We start from the raw sequence: 15,716 nt of genomic DNA, 5'->3' as shown, positions 1-15,716 counted from the left end.
TTTAGCTTTCAAACAATAATTGATAAGGACGTTCAATTTCCTGCACAACCTTTTGCAGGCTGAAACTTCGAACTTCTTCAATAAAGCGCTGTCCGGTAAAGAAAACTTGTAATGTAGGCAGTGTAAACACACCTTCCTGTGCACAGATATCCGTTACTTCATGACAATCCACATAGACCATTTTGATCTTTGGATACCGCGCTTCAACCAACTCGATCAACTTAGGTTTGATTGAGTGGCATACATTACATTCTCTCCCACCAAACAACACCAGCAACGCATCTTCTTCTCGTTTCAAACGATCCAACATTTCTAGCGAAGTAATATCTTGCATATCTTTCCCTTATAAAAACCTTTAAAAATAGCCAGGCCTGGCCATCTTACAAAGTGGTTAATCCAACTTACTCAACCAAGCTGCACCACGAACGCCACTGGAGTCACCCCATTTAGGCGGAACGAGACGAGTTTCCACCTGATCACTAAAGACCCACTGCCCCCAAAGCTGAGGGACCCGTTGATATAAAAATACCATATTAGACAGCCCACCACCCAGCACAATCACATCCGGATCAACGATATTGATAACACTCGCTAATCCTTTAGCTAACCAAATGGCATAAGTTTCAAGCATTGCTTGTGCAGCGGTATGACCTTGCTGAGCTAGCGCATTGATTTTTTGTGCCGATGCGACCTCACCTGTCATCATTTCATAGTGTTTTGACAATCCAGGCCCAGATAAAAACGTTTCAAGACATCCCTGTAAACCACAATAGCATGCATTTTCAGTGTCTTCATAAGCGCGCCAAGGCAAGGGGTTATGCCCCCATTCTCCTGCAATGGCATTCGCTCCATTAACAATATGCCCATCTACAACCAAACCACCACCACAGCCGGTTCCCAGAATCACACCAAACACCACCTCTTCACCGGCTGCACCCCCATCAGATGCTTCTGACAAGGCTAAGCAATTGGCATCATTGGCTAAACGGATTGTCATCTTCAATCGTGAAGCTAAATCACCCCGCAAATCCTGACCAATCAAACAAGTCGAATTGGCATTTTTAATCTTCCCCGTCTTTTTGGAAACCGCTCCCGGAATACCGATTCCAACTTGGTCAAAAGGACCATAGAGCTCTTCTGTTTCTTGCACCAGCGTCACGATGGCTTCAACAGTCTTTTTATAATCACCTTGGGGTGTTTCTATGCGTTCACGAAACAGGACCTGATGGTCAAGACCCAGCACCGCAATTTCAATTTTTGTCCCGCCTAAATCAATGCCGACTTTCATTTTAATCATCCATTTTGGTTAAACAAACCGTAAAGTCATTTGGAAGATAATCCTGTCTGACAAACACTTGAGCTGCAAATTCTTCACAAAAACCCGTTATCGCTTTCGGGTCAAAACTCTGTAAATCGGGTCGTGAATTTGTCCATTCATGCGCAGCATTTAATAGATTAAACACCACGCCTTGTCGGCACAGTGCATACATTTTTTGAATCATTGTCTTGGCATACATGCCCTCTAAACCATAAGGGTCAACCACTTCATTCATCGCGCCCGAACAAACGACCCAATCAAAAGAAGCGTCAGACCAATCAAAATCAAACAACTCTCCACTCAACAAATGGATGTCTTGATACTTGAACTGCCCTGCTTGAACCATATCAGGCGAAACATCAATGCCGATATACTCCACCTCAAATTCGGATTTTTTCAGATACGAACACAAATCGCCAAAACCACAGCCTACATCCAGCACTGTAATTGGCTGGTTCTTCTTTCGCATGCTGTGCAAACGAATAAAGTCTATTAAAATATCAAAACGTTTTTCTTGGACGGATTGACTGCTCCAAAATAAAGCCGTCGCTTGATACCCTCTTTCTTGAATTGCATGCTGATGGCGTTTAATAATTCGTTGCCGCTGTTTATCTGGGAGTTTCATTCTTACAAGCTCTTTGCATAAAATTCATGAAGCCGTTTCCAAGCTTTTTAACCAATCAATCTCTTCGTCACTGAACCCGGCATCTTGCCGTGCTTCAAAATTAAAAGGCCCTTTTAAATCGCCATGAAAATAATTTTTAACGATATCGGTAAACGTATCAAATGGATTGAGATTTCTTTGGTGGCACAAATAACGAAACCATCGTGTCCCCACTTCTACATGGCCGATTTCATCATTCAGTAAAATTTTTAGAATCTCTACCCCTCTTTTATCACCTACCGCTCGGAGCTTTTGAATCATACTTGGTGTCACATCCAACCCTCTTGCTTCCAGTGTCCTTGGAACAAGAGCCATTCTAACCAACGGATCATGGTCGGTTTCATACGTCGTTACCCAAAGTCCATTATGGGCGGGGAAGTCACCATATTCATACCCTAAATGATATAAATGTTCACGTACCATCTGAAAATGGTAGGCTTCTTCACCAGCGACACCCAGCCAATCTCGATAAAACTCTCTGGGCATATCTTGAAACCGATAGACCGCATCCAAAGCCAGATTCACCGCATTGAATTCAATATGCAAGATGGAGTGCATTAACGCCGCATGCCCCTCCTTGGAACCTAAACGTCGGCGAGGTAACTCTTTTGGGGGAACCAAATCTGGTTTGTCTGGTCGTCCGGCATCGGGTACTTTGTGAAGTGTTTTGGTCGGTTCAAAATTGAAAGCGCCTTCTGTCCAATGTTGTTGCAACATTTGTAACTGTTGAACTTTCTCATCCAACGCCGTTTCCATCAGACAACGGTACACTTCTTCAAATAAATTATAACTCACACGCATCTCTTAATTTTGGAATGAAGAATTGTTAATATCCAGAAACAAAAAAACCGGCTTTAAGCCGGTTTTTTCAGTCCTTAACAAGGTGGCTTACTTATTGAAGTAGTAAGCTGCTTGTAAATAAGGTGTACCACGATATTGCTTAGCGTCAATTGAATCAAACAATTTTGCCCACTTAGCACGATCTTGAGGTGTCATTACAGAAGATGGGTTACGAGCAACAGTCTTATCGCCATACTTCGCTTCGATTTTGCTTAACTCACCAAAACACTCAACTAGAGTTGTTTTTTGCTCATAAGCACGAGCTGCTTCAGACCCTTTAGTGTTTGCTAGCTTGATAATTGTATCGCCGTCTGCAACACATAGGTCATACTTAGATTCTGCTGCTTGAGCATTTAAAGAAAACACAGCAACTGCTGCTGCGAAAAGTGCTTTTAGTGTCAATTGTTTCATTCAATCACTCCAAATATTAGGACTTAATTATTTAACGCATCTATTTTCAGCTTTTTCGGCTTAAATTGCAACAGAAAATCGTTGCTTTACACTAGAAAATAATTAATCACTCATAAGCTCAGTTTATATTCAAATCCCTTAGTCAGTGGACGCTGAATAAGTTTTTGAATAAACAAAAAGCCACCAAATAATGACAAACCCCAACGCCAACATAAAAATAATTTGGGAAACGGCATGCCAACCTGAAAAACTCATTCCTAGAGCTTGTGCATCAGCCCCTGCAAGCTTTAATTGTGCCATGATCGGGGAAAGATACAAAGCATTCAGCAAAATGAGTAACAGAGAGACCCAAAGCCATCCCTGTTTGTAGAACCCACGCTGTTTTCTTAGAAAGAGAATCAAAATAACCGCCAAAAGAATCAAAACATCTATTATGTAAAGTCCCGAGAAAAAAAGTCCCATAATTTTTCCCGCTACAGCAGATTCTAAATGACTAAACAAAACACTGGCAACCACGTATCCAATAGTAATATTGATGGATAAAAAGGCGACTATCAATGCGTTTATCATGCGTTAATTACACGCAATATCACGAAGATAATTAAACATATTGAATTTCAACAATTTCATATTCAATATTACCACTTGGTGCCTTAACCGTTATTTCTTCACCTTCTTCTTTCGCAATTAGCGCACGCGCAATGGGAGAACTCACCGAAATCTTATTGTGTTTAATATCCGCTTCTTCTTCTCCAACAATTTTATAGGTCACTTCTTCATCCGTATCGATATTCAAAATAGTGACCGTTGAACCAAAAACGACTTTTCCATTTGGATTCAATTTAGTGACATCGATAATTTGAACACTACCCAACAAAGATTCTATTTGTTTGATACGAGCTTCCATTAGGCCTTGTTGCTCTCTGGCAGCATGATATTCGGCATTTTCTTTTAAATCACCATGCTCTCTGGCTTCGGCAATCGCATTTGAAATAGCAGGACGCTCAACTTTCTTTAAATGTTGTAGTTCTTCTTGAAGTGCATCTGCACCTTCTTTTGTCATAGGATGTCTTTGCATTTTATATTCCTCTAACGTTTCTTTAAACAAAAAACGCCGAAGCATACTGCCTCGGCGCTCTCTGTCAAACCGTGTTTTTTAATTAGTCAGCTTGGAGCTTAGTCACTTTCTGGTTATCCAAGTAATCCATTGAAGCCACCATTGCTAAGGCGCCAGCCATTGTCGTGGTGTAACACGTTTTATGCATTAACGCTTCACGTCGAATGCTCGATGAATCTTTAATACTAACAGAACCGTCCGAAGTATTCACAATCAAATCCACCTCTTCATTAACAATCGAATCGACAATATTAGGACGTCCTTCTGTAACTTTATTAACGATTTCGCATTCAATCCCGGCTTCTTCAAGCGATTTGGCCGTTCCACGGGTCGCCAAAATCGTAAAGCCTTTCTTGATAAGCTTTTGGGCTAGATCAATCACTTTCGCACGGTCTGCTTGACGCACGCTTAGGAACGCTTTACCAGATGTCGGCAGAATGGTTCCGCCTGCAAGTTGTGCTTTTTGGTAAGCTTCAGGGAAAGTTTCTCCAACCCCCATCACTTCACCCGTCGACTTCATTTCTGGCCCTAAAATAGGATCAACTCCCAAGAACTTAATGAAAGGGAACACGGCTTCTTTAACAGAGAAGTAAGTTGGACGCACTTCCTTGGTAAAGTTCTGCGCGGTTAACTTTTGACCAACCATACAGCGGGCTGCAATCTTTGCAAGCGGACTGCCAATCGCTTTTGACACGAAAGGAACCGTTCTTGATGCTCGAGGATTCACTTCCAACACATAAATGTCTTCTCCCTTCACAGCAAATTGCGTATTCATCAAGCCGACCACATTCAAACCAAGCGCCATCTTTTCAACCTGGTTTCGAATTTCATCTTGGATATGCATAGGAATACTGTATGGCGGCAAGGAACAAGCCGAATCACCAGAGTGAATCCCTGCTTGCTCAATGTGTTCCATCACGCCGCCAATAACGACTTGTTCACCATCACAAACAGCATCGACGTCCAATTCAATCGCATCATCCAAGAAACGATCCAGTAATACAGGTGAGTCATTTGACACCTTAACCGCTTCCGTCATGTAACGCGTCAGGTCCGTATCGTTATAAACGATCTCCATCGCTCGACCACCTAGTACATAAGAAGGTCGAACCACCAATGGATAACCAATTTCATTTGCCAATGCCAACGCTTGATCTTCACTGCGTGCAGTTCTGTTTGGTGGTTGTTTTAATTCCAAACCATGTAGCAGTTGCTGGAAACGTTCTCTATCTTCTGCCAAGTCAATCGATTCAGGCGATGTACCGATAATCGGAACACCTGCTGCCTCTAGATCTTCTGCCAATTTCAAAGGCGTTTGTCCACCATATTGAACAATCACCCCTTTAGGCTTCTCTACTTCAACAATCTCAAGCACATCTTCCAAAGTCAATGGCTCAAAGTATAAGCGGTCTGAGGTGTCATAATCGGTTGAAACCGTTTCTGGGTTACAGTTCACCATAATGGTTTCGTAACCATCTTCACGCATCGCCATCGCTGCATGAACGCAACAATAATCAAACTCGATCCCTTGTCCGATACGGTTAGGACCTCCGCCCAATACCATAATCTTTTCACGATCAGAAGGGTTCGCTTCGCACTCTTCTTCATAAGTAGAGTACATATACGCTGTTGAGGTTTCAAACTCAGCCGCACAGGTATCAACCCGTTTATAAACGGGTCGAATATTTAACGTATGGCGGAACTTACGGATAAAAGCTGCGTCCGTATCAAGCAAATCAGCTAAACGATTATCAGAGAACCCTTTACGCTTCAAATTACGAAGCATCGTCTCATCCAACGCATCCAACCCACGTTGCTTGATATCGTCTTCCATGTCAATTAACTGCTTGATCTGTGACAGGAACCAAGGGTCAATTTTTGAAATATCAAAAACCGTCTCTAAGCTCCAGCCTGCACGGAACGCATCCGCAACATACCATAAACGATCTGGTCCTGGAGCACGTAGTTCTTGACGGAGGATGTCTTTCACTTCTTTTTCATCCATCGTCGCCAGTGGCATGATTTCATCAAAACCATTTTTACCGGTTTCCAAACCACGCATGGCTTTGTGAATCGACTCTTGGAAATTGCGACCCATTGCCATCACTTCACCGACTGATTTCATTTGCGTTGACAAGCGCTTATCAGCCAGTGGGAATTTTTCAAATGTGAAACGAGGAATCTTCGTGACCACATAGTCAATAGATGGTTCAAATGAAGCAGGCGTCGCACCATCAGTAATATCATTACTCAATTCATCCAGCGTATACCCTACCGCCAACTTGGCTGCCACTTTTGCAATCGGGAAACCGGTTGCTTTCGAAGCCAAAGCGGATGAACGGGAAACTCGTGGATTCATTTCGATGATAATCATTCGACCCGTTTCAGGGTTAATCGAGAACTGAACGTTGGACCCACCTGTTTCAACACCAATCTCACGCAAAACGGCTAATGAAGCATTTCGCATAATTTGATATTCTTTATCGGTTAATGTCTGGGCCGGAGCAACCGTAATAGAATCACCCGTATGAACCCCCATAGGATCCAAGTTTTCAATTGAACAGATAATGATCGCGTTATCGTTTTTATCGCGCACCACTTCCATTTCGTACTCTTTCCAGCCCAAAATGGATTCTTCAATCAATAATTCTTTCGTTGGAGACAAGTCCAAACCAAATTTACAGATTTGCTCAAACTCGGTTTTGTTATAAGCGATTCCACCGCCGGAGCCACCCAATGTAAAAGACGGGCGTATAATGGTTGGAAAACCGACTCTTTGCTGAATTTCCCATGCTTCTTCAAGATTATGCGCCACATCAGAAATAGGCATGTCTAACCCGATTCGAGTCATGGCTTGACGGAAACGGTCACGGTTTTCGGCTTTATCGATGGCATCGGCATTCGCACCAATCAGCTCAACACCAAATTCTTTTAACACACCATGATTGTCTAAATCTAAAGCACAATTTAGCGCTGTCTGCCCACCCATCGTGGGTAGAATTGCATCAGGGCGTTCTTTTGCAATAATGTTTCGAACTGTTTTCCACTCAATCGGCTCAATATAAGTGGCATCAGCCATCTCAGGGTCGGTCATAATCGTTGCTGGATTCGAGTTCACCAGAATAACGCGATACCCCTCTTCTTTCAAAGCTTTACAAGCCTGAACACCAGAGTAATCAAACTCACATGCCTGTCCAATAATGATAGGACCGGCACCAATAATCAGAATACTTTCTAAATCAGTTCTTTTTGGCATCTTTATCTTCCTATCACTTATGCTTGTTTATATTTTTTAATGTTTTCAATAAATTGGTCAAATAGAGGTGCCACATCGTGTGGACCCGGACTGGCTTCAGGGTGTCCCTGGAAACTAAAGGCCGCTTTATCCTTATGCTGTATACCCTGCGAAGAACCGTCAAATAAAGAACTGTGCGTGGCTTCCAAAGTGTCAGGCAAAGAGTCCGCATCCACTGCAAAACCATGGTTTTGCGCTGTAATCATGACTTTTTTCGTTTTCAAATCCTGAACAGGATGGTTACCACCATGATGGCCAAATTTCATTTTGACTGTTTTCGCCCCCGAAGCAAGCGCCAATAACTGGTGCCCTAAACAAATTCCAAAGACAGGAATATCGGTTGTTAATACTTCTTGAATGGCTTGAATCGCATAATCACAAGGCTCTGGATCTCCCGGACCATTAGATAAGAAAATTCCATCTGGCTTCATCGCCAATACTTCAGACGCTGGAGTTTTAGCTGGAACCACTGTCAGCTTACAGCCTCGGTCAGCTAACATACGAAGAATGTTACGCTTGATACCATAATCAAACGCAACCACATGGTATTCCGATTTAGACGCGCAATCAGTATGACCCTTTTCCAATGACCAGGTACCTTCCGTCCAAACATAAGTCTCAGATGTTGTGACTTCTTTCGCTAGATCCATTCCTTTCAGACCTGCAAATGTTTTCGCCTTAGCGATGGCGGCATCGGCATCAATATTTTCGCCGGCCACAATCACACCTGACTGAGCACCTTTATCACGAAGAATTCGTGTTAGCTTACGTGTATCAATATCTGAAATGGCGACAACGCCTTGCTCTTTTAAATATTCTGGCAATGACTTTTGCGCACGGAAGTTACTCATTAACGGAGGACAATCTCGAACGATCAACCCTTGCGCCATAATCGAAGGGGACTCTTCATCTTCTTCGTTTACCCCAACATTCCCAATATGAGGGTAAGTCAAAGTTACAAGTTGTTTGTAATAAGAAGGATCTGTCAGAATTTCTTGGTACCCGGTTAAAGAAGTATTAAAAACCACTTCTCCTACGGTTTCACCTTCTGCTCCCAGAGAAATACCCCAAAAAAGGGTCCCGTCTTCTAAAGCTAATAAAGCTGTTTGTGTCATTGATTTTTCCGCCCAACAGAAATGCAAAACTTTTAGGGAGGCACATATAAAAAAACGGAGCCAATTCCCTCTCAGGAACTCACTCCGTTTTTTTAGAAATTAGTGATTTTCACTAGCATTCCAGTACCGACCCCAATAAGCTAAAGTCATAAAAATAATATGACGTGAATTGTACTTTATTCAAGGATTTCTGTCTATATATAAAAGTCAATCATATATGAATTACTCGAAATAACATCATAAGTGTTTGCCCTCAAAATAATGACCGTTGATTTGGCATTTTCAACACACTTACCTATAAGACTTAAACAAAGGCTTCGCTTGTCTTAATAGATTTCAATCTATTACAATACTTTCTTTTTTAACTGGATAACATCATGCTGTCACAACAATATCATCGCCTCGTTTCTGCATTTATTATGTCTATCATGATGGTCTTCATTATGACTGGCGTTATTACAGCCGTTAATACCGGCATTGAAGGGGATTTTTTGTATCGCTGGTGGGAAGCAATGATTGTCGCTTGGCCAATCGCATTCATTGTCATTTTGCTTATCAGTAAACACGTACAAAAAACGGCGGCTAAAATTTGCTGCAAATAAACCTTCAGAAGCGCAATCAATTACAAACGTCTACATATAATAGTCGCCTAACCACCCAAAACAGCCAGGCCTGGCTGTTTCTTTAAAGAAAGAAACTAATCAAGCTGTACTTTTTGTCTTAAGGCCTTGATCCGCCCTTTTTTAGCTTTACTTTCCAAACGACGGCGCTGAGAGCCTTTGGTTGGTTTGGTCGCCACTCGCTTTTTTTTCACCACTGCGACCGATTTAATCAGCATTCTCAAACGTTCCAATGCACTTTCTCGATTAGCTTCTTGCGTACGAAACTGCTGGGCTTTAATGACCACAATACCTTGCTTTGTGATACGAGAATCACGCAATGTGAGTAGACGTTGTTTATAAAAATCGGGTAAGGACGAAGCCGCGATATCGAACCGCAAATGAATCGCGGAAGCGACTTTATTGACATTTTGCCCGCCAGCCCCCTGCGAGCGAATAGCAGTCAGTTCAATCTCACTATCTGGAATAGAAACCGTATTGGAAATAACTAACAAATCGAGCAACGTCCTCTTATGATACGTTAAATTTGGCTAGATAAACTTGATGTAAGCATAGCCTTGCTGTTGCAAATCAATCATTCGAGTATAAGCATCAAACACAATTTTGACTCCCGGCAATACATCATTTTCGGCCCAGCCATGCCCTTTCATTGTTACATGGCATAATTCAACGCTCACACCGTGATCCATCAATTCTTGCACAACCTTTTTGTTTGCATTCACATCAAAAGGATTACCGGTAAACTCTTGATACGGTTTGTCTTTTAACAGCCAATATCCTGCCGCACCATGCACCACAACGCTGATGTGAAGCTGTTTTTCTGAAACACCTTGTTTTTGGTAAGCTTCCAGTAACCCTCGGAGATAATACAACCCTTTCCCTATACCCGCTTCAATATTATTTTGGTTAATATCGTAAACAACTTTGATATCTTGTTTATCTTTAACCGTCACAATATTTGAATCTGCCGCAAAAGAAACGCTTGAGAACAGTAGCGCACTGAGTAACACAATCATTCTTTGAGTGTATCGAAGTGAAATCAACATAGACCTTCTCCTTGATAAAACAGATGCCAAACGCCATCTTCACAAAGTATATTACTTTTTTTCAGCTCTCTAAAAATGAATAAACCTTTAATTTAAAAAGAAAAACTTACTTTTCAGAGGGGTTTAAATGATCAGCTTCAAGTGCCATCGCCTCTCTCTCAGCTTTTGGAATATAACGCTCTTTCTTTTTAGGGCTTTTTTTGGCACTGGCATTCTTTAATCGCTTGGCGATTTTCTGAGAAATTTTTTTCTTGCGATTCATGACTGCTTACTCTTATGCAATGAAGTGGGAATGATGTCATTTTACTCTATCAATATTTTTTTATGCTTAATTTGACCCAAATAAAAAAGGCGCTCATTAATATGAACGCCTTTTTTGAAAGTTAACTGAAAAAACGATTAACGCAGATTCAATACATCCTGCATATCAAACAACCCTGTTTGTTTATCAGCCAACCAATTACAAGAACGAGCCGCCCCTTTTGCGAAGGTCATTCGACTAGAAGCTTTATGGGTGATTTCCACACGCTCACCTTCTGTCGCAAATAAAACAGTATGATCTCCCACAATGTCTCCGGCTCGTACGGTGGCGAACCCAATTGTACTCGGATCTCGCTCACCGGTAATGCCTTCTCGACCATACACAGCACATTCTTTTAAGTTTCGACCCAGGGTATCAGCTACCACTTCACCCATTCTCAAAGCAGTGCCTGAAGGCGCATCCACTTTATGGCGATGATGTCCTTCTATCACCTCAATGTCATACCCTTCATTTAAAACTTCTGCTGCTTGCTTAAGAAGTTTTAATGCCAGATTCACTCCAACACTAAAATTAGCTGCAAACACAATCGCAATACGCTGCGCCGCTTCTTTGATGACTTTTAAACCGGCCTCATCAAATCCGGTCGTTCCAATCACAATTTTTTTATCATGCGCTAAACAGACCTTAATATTATGAAGCGTGGTATCTGGCGTTGTAAAATCAATAAGTACATCAAAATCATCAGCGACCAACTCAATTTGGTCAACAATCTTCACACCTAATGTTCCCACACCAGCCAGTTCACCTGCATCAGCTCCCACAAGAGAGGAGCCAGGACGTTCAATCGCAGCGGATAATTTTAATCCATCTGTTTGATTGACCGCATCAATCAAATTTTTTCCCATTCGACCCGACGCACCAATAACGGCTACTCTCATACCACTCTCCTAATTAGTTCCAAGGCCCATCTTTTTTATCTTTGCTATCATCTTCGTCATCACCTTTAAAGAAGGCTTTAACCGAGTCGAAAAAGCTATGCGTTTTAGGACTATGCTGTTTATGATGCTTACCTTGCAAACTTTCGTCAAATGCTTTTAGCAGCTCTTTCTGCTCAGCCGTCAATTTCACTGGGGTTTCAATATGCACTTCAACAATCATATCGCCCACATGTGCTGAACGTACCGATTTCACGCCCTTACCAGCCAATTTAAAACGTTGACCTGATTGCGTTCCTGCAGGAATTTTCAGATTCGCTTTGCCACTCAATGTCGGAACATCCATCGTGCCCCCCAGAGTTGCCGTTGCAAACGAAAGCGGCATATCGCAGAACAGCGTATTACCATCACGCTGAAAGATCTCATGCTCTTTCACACGAATACGAACGTACAAATCTCCGTGTGGAGCGCCTGGCTCTCCTGCTTCCCCTTCTCCTTGCAAGCGAATACGGTCGCCATTATCGACACCCGCCGGAATCTTAACAGAAAGGGTTTTGCTGCTGTGCTTATATCCCTCTCCTCGACAGGCTTTACAAGGTGTTTTAATCAGTTTCCCCGTACCATGACAGTTTGGACAGGTACGAGAAACCGCAAAGAATCCTTGTTGAACGCGAACTTGCCCAATACCTTGACAAGTAGGACAAGTTTGAACGTCAGATCCAGGTTCTGCACCACTGCCATCACAACTTTCACACAACTCTTTGGTTGGAATACGAACATCGACCGTCGTGCCGGCCACCGCATCTTCTAACGAAACTTCAAGTTCATACTGTAAATCATTTCCTGGTTGCGGCCCACGATGACCGCCTCCAAAACCACCACCGAAGATATCACCAAAGATATCACCGAAATCCGCGAAACCTCCGCCACCGAAGCCACCTTGTCCAGCGCTGCCATCCACGCCGGCATGACCAAATTGATCATAAGCCTGACGTTTCTGTGCATCGGATAATACTTCATAAGCTTCAGAGGCTTCTTTGAACTTATCTTCCGCTTCTTTATTGTCTGGGTTGCGATCTGGGTGATAGCGCATCGCCAATTTACGATAGGCTTTTTTGATTTCCCCTTCTGACGCAGTGGCAGAAACTTCTAGAATTTCGTAATAATCTCTTTTGCTCATAACGGTTTATTTCTTTTGATCTTTTTTAAAATTAGTATTCAAAACAATATGATCACGAAAGGTTATGCGTCATAAAAAAGCCAGGCCTGGTCATTTTTTAAACGTTAACAAGGTCACAATACTCTTTTGAATCGTAATTCATTCATTGATGGAACATATAAAAACGGGCAATCCCGAAGAATTGCCCGAATTATACCGATTTTGACAATCAATACACTTTTAACCCGTAAAAGAATTATTTTTTGTCGTCGTTTACTTCTTCAAACTCGGCATCGACGATGTCATCGTCGGCATTGTTTGCAGAACCTTGCTGTTCAGCACCCGCATCAGCACCTGGTTGAGCGTACGCTTTTTCAGCCAGTTTTTGACTTGCTGTCGCCAGCGCTTGAGTTTTCTCATCGATAACCGCCTTGTCATCGCCTTTAATGGCTTCTTCCAGGTCCGCAATCGCTTTTTCAATGGCTTCTTTTTCAGAAGCTTCAACCCCGTCACCTTGCTCATCTAAAAGCTTTTTGGTGCCGTGAACCATCGCATCCGCTTGGTTACGCGCTTCAACCAACTCTTTCAGTTTCGCATCTTCAGCAGCATGCGCTTCAGCATCTTTAACCATTGCTTCGATCTCATCTTCAGATAGACCTGATGAAGCTTGGATCGTGATGTGTTGCTCTTTGTTCGTCGCTTTATCTTTCGCAGAAACATTTAAGATACCGTTCGCATCAATATCGAATGTTACTTCGATTTGTGGCGTACCACGTGGTGCAGGTGGAATTTCATCTAGGTTGAACTGACCTAAGGACTTGTTCCCTGATGACATTTCACGCTCACCTTGAAGCACGTGAATGGTTACTGCTGACTGATTATCTTCCGCTGTCGAGAACGTTTGTGACTTACGTGTCGGAATAGTCGTGTTTTTCTCGATCAACTTCGTCATCACGCCACCCATTGTCTCAATCCCTAGAGATAAAGGCGTTACGTCTAATAGAAGAACGTCGTTCACATCACCTGATAAGACACCCCCTTGAATTGCGGCACCCATTGCCACGGCTTCATCCGGGTTAACGTCTTTACGAGGTTCTTTACCGAAAAATTCTTTAACCGCTGCCTGAACCATTGGAACACGCGTTGAACCACCAACCAAAATAACATCATCAATTTCAGAAGCTGATAAACCAGCATCTTTAAGTGCTGTCTTACAAGGATCGATAGAACGTTGAACCAACCCTTCAATTAGCGACTCGAACTTCGCACGGGTGATTTTCATGTTCAAATGCTTAGGTCCCGTTGCATCAGCCGTTACATATGGCAAGTTAATGTCTGTTTGCTCACGTGAAGAAAGTTCAATTTTTGCTTTCTCAGCCGCTTCACGAACACGTTGAAGTGCCAATTTATCCAGCTTCAAGTCAACATTTTGATCTTTCTTAAATTCGGTTGCGATGTAATCTACGATTACGTTATCGAAGTCTTCACCCCCTAAGAAAGTGTCCCCATTGGTTGATAAAACTTCAACTTGCTTTTCACCATCTAAGTCAGCCACTTCGATGATTGAGATATCGAATGTCCCCCCACCTAAATCGTAAACCGCGATTTTGCTATCCGCTTTGACTTTATCCATACCATAAGCCAATGCCGCTGCCGTTGGCTCGTTGATGATACGTTTAACTTCTAGACCCGCGATTTTACCTGCATCTTTCGTTGCTTGACGCTGAGAGTCATTAAAATAAGCCGGAACCGTGATAACCGCTTCTGTCACTTCATGACCTAAATAATCTTCTGCAGTTTTCTTCATTTTCATCAAGGTACGAGCAGATACTTCCTGTGGAGAAAGTTTTTTATCACCTACCTGCACCCATGCATCGCCATTGTCTGCTGAAATGATTTTGTAAGACACCATGTCCTTATCTTTTTCAACGACTGCATCATCAGCACGACGACCGATCAGACGCTTGATAGCAAACAAAGTGTTTTCCGGGTTCGTCACTGCTTGACGTTTTGCAGAATCCCCTACTAATACTTCACCATCATCAGCATAAGCAACAATAGAAGGTGTTGTACGAGCCCCTTCTGCGTTAGGAATTACTTTTGTTTCTTTTCCTTCCATGACTGCGACACATGAGTTTGTTGTCCCTAAGTCAATCCCGATAATTTTTCCCATAATTTTCTCCAAATTTCATCGCCAGACTAGGCGAGATATTTTTAACTTTAATTAAAACTTTTAACGTTACGTTGTATATAAGGCGGTTGATTTATTATTCAAGGCTTTCTTACAACTTTTTTCGTATTTTTTAAGATTTTTTATTCAGCGACCACAACGCGTGCCGGACGAACCAGACGGTCATTTAACACATAGCCTTTTTGGAAAACTTCAATGACCATTTGTGAATCATGATCCGGTGATGGAATCATCGTCATGGCTTCATGCAATTGTGGGTCAAACTTCTCACCTGCTGGGTTGACACGTTCAACATTGAACTTTTGCATCACATCCAGGAATTGCTTAAAGGTCATATCCAACCCTTCACGGATACTGTCAACCGTTACATCTTCTTTTGAAGATGCGTCCAATCCCATTTCCATAGAATCCAAAACCGGTAGCAACTCATTGACAAATTTTTCCAGAGCGAACTTATGGGCGCTTTCAACATCCATGCGTGTGCGGCGTTTTAAATTTTCCATATCCGCCAACGTTCTCAGCGCCAATTCTTTTTGAGATTCCGCCTCTTTTTTTGCTTCTTCCAGCATGGCTTCTAGGTCATGTTCAACCGCATCCTCTGCTTGATGCGTTTCTTCTGATACTTCCCCTTCAGCCGTTGCATTGTGTTGTTCTTCATTAAGTTCTGTCTTGTTATCAGACATAAAAAATCTCCAGAATATGATAATTTTAAATCACGAGGTTTATAAGGACGCATTTTGGGG

At 42.4% G+C, this 15,716-nt stretch carries 17 protein-coding genes; 1 reads left to right on the top strand and 16 read right to left on the bottom strand.

Features of this window, described 5'->3' with window-relative positions:
• Position 1: 1 nt before the first annotated feature.
• The 9 genes from GHNINEIG_RS04695 to carA all read right to left on the bottom strand — a co-directional run bounded on the left by GHNINEIG_RS04695 (position 2) and on the right by carA (position 8,760).
• Positions 2-334, bottom strand: a complete 333-nt coding sequence (locus tag GHNINEIG_RS04695; RefSeq protein WP_135795572.1) for a thioredoxin family protein — start codon at positions 332-334, stop codon at positions 2-4.
• Positions 335-391: 57 nt separating this feature from the next.
• Complete coding sequence (locus GHNINEIG_RS04690) at positions 392-1,288, bottom strand: ROK family protein (RefSeq protein WP_317616032.1); 897 nt, start codon at positions 1,286-1,288, stop codon at positions 392-394.
• A gap of 1 nt (position 1,289) precedes the next feature.
• Positions 1,290-1,943: a class I SAM-dependent methyltransferase gene (locus tag GHNINEIG_RS04685; RefSeq protein ID WP_135795570.1), complete on the bottom strand. Its 654-nt coding sequence runs from the start codon at positions 1,941-1,943 to the stop codon at positions 1,290-1,292.
• A 24-nt stretch (positions 1,944-1,967) separates the two neighbouring features.
• On the bottom strand, positions 1,968-2,783 hold the full coding sequence (locus GHNINEIG_RS04680) for a ferritin-like domain-containing protein (protein WP_396278661.1): 816 nt from the start codon (positions 2,781-2,783) through the stop codon (positions 1,968-1,970).
• A gap of 87 nt (positions 2,784-2,870) precedes the next feature.
• Positions 2,871-3,233 (bottom strand): hypothetical protein, encoded by a 363-nt coding sequence (locus tag GHNINEIG_RS04675; RefSeq protein ID WP_135795569.1) that lies wholly within the window; start codon positions 3,231-3,233, stop codon positions 2,871-2,873.
• A 138-nt stretch (positions 3,234-3,371) separates the two neighbouring features.
• On the bottom strand, positions 3,372-3,803 hold the full coding sequence (locus GHNINEIG_RS04670; protein WP_135795568.1) for a DUF4149 domain-containing protein: 432 nt from the start codon (positions 3,801-3,803) through the stop codon (positions 3,372-3,374).
• A gap of 31 nt (positions 3,804-3,834) precedes the next feature.
• Positions 3,835-4,311, bottom strand: coding sequence for a transcription elongation factor GreA (gene greA, locus GHNINEIG_RS04665; protein WP_135795567.1), 477 nt, complete (start codon positions 4,309-4,311; stop codon positions 3,835-3,837).
• An 82-nt stretch (positions 4,312-4,393) separates the two neighbouring features.
• Positions 4,394-7,606 carry a carbamoyl-phosphate synthase large subunit gene (gene carB, locus GHNINEIG_RS04660; RefSeq protein WP_135795566.1) on the bottom strand — a complete coding sequence of 1,071 codons (3,213 nt, stop codon included), beginning with the start codon at positions 7,604-7,606 and terminating at the stop codon, positions 4,394-4,396.
• 17 nt (positions 7,607-7,623) lie between these two features.
• On the bottom strand, positions 7,624-8,760 hold the full coding sequence (carA, locus tag GHNINEIG_RS04655) for a glutamine-hydrolyzing carbamoyl-phosphate synthase small subunit (RefSeq protein ID WP_135795565.1): 1,137 nt from the start codon (positions 8,758-8,760) through the stop codon (positions 7,624-7,626).
• Positions 8,761-9,137: 377 nt separating this feature from the next.
• On the opposite strand from carA, the gene GHNINEIG_RS04650 reads away from it, so the two are divergent.
• Positions 9,138-9,362 (top strand): DUF2798 domain-containing protein, encoded by a 225-nt coding sequence (locus GHNINEIG_RS04650; protein WP_135795564.1) that lies wholly within the window; start codon positions 9,138-9,140, stop codon positions 9,360-9,362.
• A 95-nt stretch (positions 9,363-9,457) separates the two neighbouring features.
• On the opposite strand, the gene arfB is transcribed toward GHNINEIG_RS04650, so the two are convergent.
• The 7 genes from arfB to grpE form a co-directional block, all read right to left on the bottom strand.
• A complete protein-coding gene (gene arfB / locus GHNINEIG_RS04645) occupies positions 9,458-9,883 on the bottom strand; it encodes an alternative ribosome rescue aminoacyl-tRNA hydrolase ArfB (protein ID WP_223260938.1) in 426 nt (141 codons plus the stop codon).
• A gap of 27 nt (positions 9,884-9,910) precedes the next feature.
• Entirely contained in the window at positions 9,911-10,426 is a 516-nt protein-coding gene (locus GHNINEIG_RS04640; RefSeq protein WP_135795563.1) for a DsrE family protein, read from the bottom strand.
• Positions 10,427-10,532: 106 nt separating this feature from the next.
• The gene (locus GHNINEIG_RS04635) at positions 10,533-10,688 is read right to left on the bottom strand and encodes a DUF2986 domain-containing protein (RefSeq protein WP_135795562.1); all 156 of its coding nucleotides are present in this window, start codon (positions 10,686-10,688) and stop codon (positions 10,533-10,535) included.
• 137 nt (positions 10,689-10,825) lie between these two features.
• A complete protein-coding gene (dapB, locus tag GHNINEIG_RS04630; protein WP_135795561.1) occupies positions 10,826-11,626 on the bottom strand; it encodes a 4-hydroxy-tetrahydrodipicolinate reductase in 801 nt (266 codons plus the stop codon).
• A gap of 13 nt (positions 11,627-11,639) precedes the next feature.
• Positions 11,640-12,803, bottom strand: coding sequence for a molecular chaperone DnaJ (dnaJ, locus tag GHNINEIG_RS04625; RefSeq protein ID WP_135795560.1), 1,164 nt, complete (start codon positions 12,801-12,803; stop codon positions 11,640-11,642).
• A 235-nt stretch (positions 12,804-13,038) separates the two neighbouring features.
• A complete protein-coding gene (gene dnaK / locus GHNINEIG_RS04620) occupies positions 13,039-14,955 on the bottom strand; it encodes a molecular chaperone DnaK (protein ID WP_135795559.1) in 1,917 nt (638 codons plus the stop codon).
• A 140-nt stretch (positions 14,956-15,095) separates the two neighbouring features.
• Positions 15,096-15,656, bottom strand: a complete 561-nt coding sequence (grpE, locus tag GHNINEIG_RS04615; RefSeq protein WP_135795558.1) for a nucleotide exchange factor GrpE — start codon at positions 15,654-15,656, stop codon at positions 15,096-15,098.
• Between the last annotated feature and the right edge of the window lie 60 nt (positions 15,657-15,716).

Source organism: Hydrogenovibrio crunogenus (genome assembly GCF_004786015.1).
In the GTDB taxonomy this organism is placed as follows: Bacteria; Pseudomonadota; Gammaproteobacteria; order Thiomicrospirales; family Thiomicrospiraceae; genus Hydrogenovibrio; species Hydrogenovibrio crunogenus.
The sequence above is the reverse complement of the archived record's forward strand: the minus strand, read 5'-3'. Positions and strand labels throughout refer to the sequence as shown.

Excerpts from the sequence above, each read along its gene's own strand:
- GHNINEIG_RS04695 (WP_135795572.1), bottom strand. The coding sequence starts at position 334 with ATGCAAGATATTACTTCGCTAGAAATGTTGGATCGTTTGAAACGAGAA.
- GHNINEIG_RS04650 (WP_135795564.1), top strand. The coding sequence starts at position 9,138 with ATGCTGTCACAACAATATCATCGCCTCGTTTCTGCATTTATTATGTCT.
- dnaK (WP_135795559.1), bottom strand. The coding sequence starts at position 14,955 with ATGGGAAAAATTATCGGGATTGACTTAGGGACAACAAACTCATGTGTC.
- GHNINEIG_RS04675 (WP_135795569.1), bottom strand. The coding sequence starts at position 3,233 with ATGAAACAATTGACACTAAAAGCACTTTTCGCAGCAGCAGTTGCTGTG.
- grpE (WP_135795558.1), bottom strand. The coding sequence starts at position 15,656 with ATGTCTGATAACAAGACAGAACTTAATGAAGAACAACACAATGCAACG.
- greA (WP_135795567.1), bottom strand. The coding sequence starts at position 4,311 with ATGCAAAGACATCCTATGACAAAAGAAGGTGCAGATGCACTTCAAGAA.
- GHNINEIG_RS04670 (WP_135795568.1), bottom strand. The coding sequence starts at position 3,803 with ATGATAAACGCATTGATAGTCGCCTTTTTATCCATCAATATTACTATT.
- dapB (WP_135795561.1), bottom strand. The coding sequence starts at position 11,626 with ATGAGAGTAGCCGTTATTGGTGCGTCGGGTCGAATGGGAAAAAATTTG.
- GHNINEIG_RS04680 (WP_396278661.1), bottom strand. The coding sequence starts at position 2,783 with ATGCGTGTGAGTTATAATTTATTTGAAGAAGTGTACCGTTGTCTGATG.
- carA (WP_135795565.1), bottom strand. The coding sequence starts at position 8,760 with ATGACACAAACAGCTTTATTAGCTTTAGAAGACGGGACCCTTTTTTGG.
- dnaJ (WP_135795560.1), bottom strand. The coding sequence starts at position 12,803 with ATGAGCAAAAGAGATTATTACGAAATTCTAGAAGTTTCTGCCACTGCG.
- carB (WP_135795566.1), bottom strand. The coding sequence starts at position 7,606 with ATGCCAAAAAGAACTGATTTAGAAAGTATTCTGATTATTGGTGCCGGT.
- GHNINEIG_RS04685 (WP_135795570.1), bottom strand. The coding sequence starts at position 1,943 with ATGAAACTCCCAGATAAACAGCGGCAACGAATTATTAAACGCCATCAG.
- GHNINEIG_RS04640 (WP_135795563.1), bottom strand. The coding sequence starts at position 10,426 with ATGTTGATTTCACTTCGATACACTCAAAGAATGATTGTGTTACTCAGT.
- GHNINEIG_RS04635 (WP_135795562.1), bottom strand. The coding sequence starts at position 10,688 with ATGAATCGCAAGAAAAAAATTTCTCAGAAAATCGCCAAGCGATTAAAG.
- GHNINEIG_RS04690 (WP_317616032.1), bottom strand. The coding sequence starts at position 1,288 with ATGAAAGTCGGCATTGATTTAGGCGGGACAAAAATTGAAATTGCGGTG.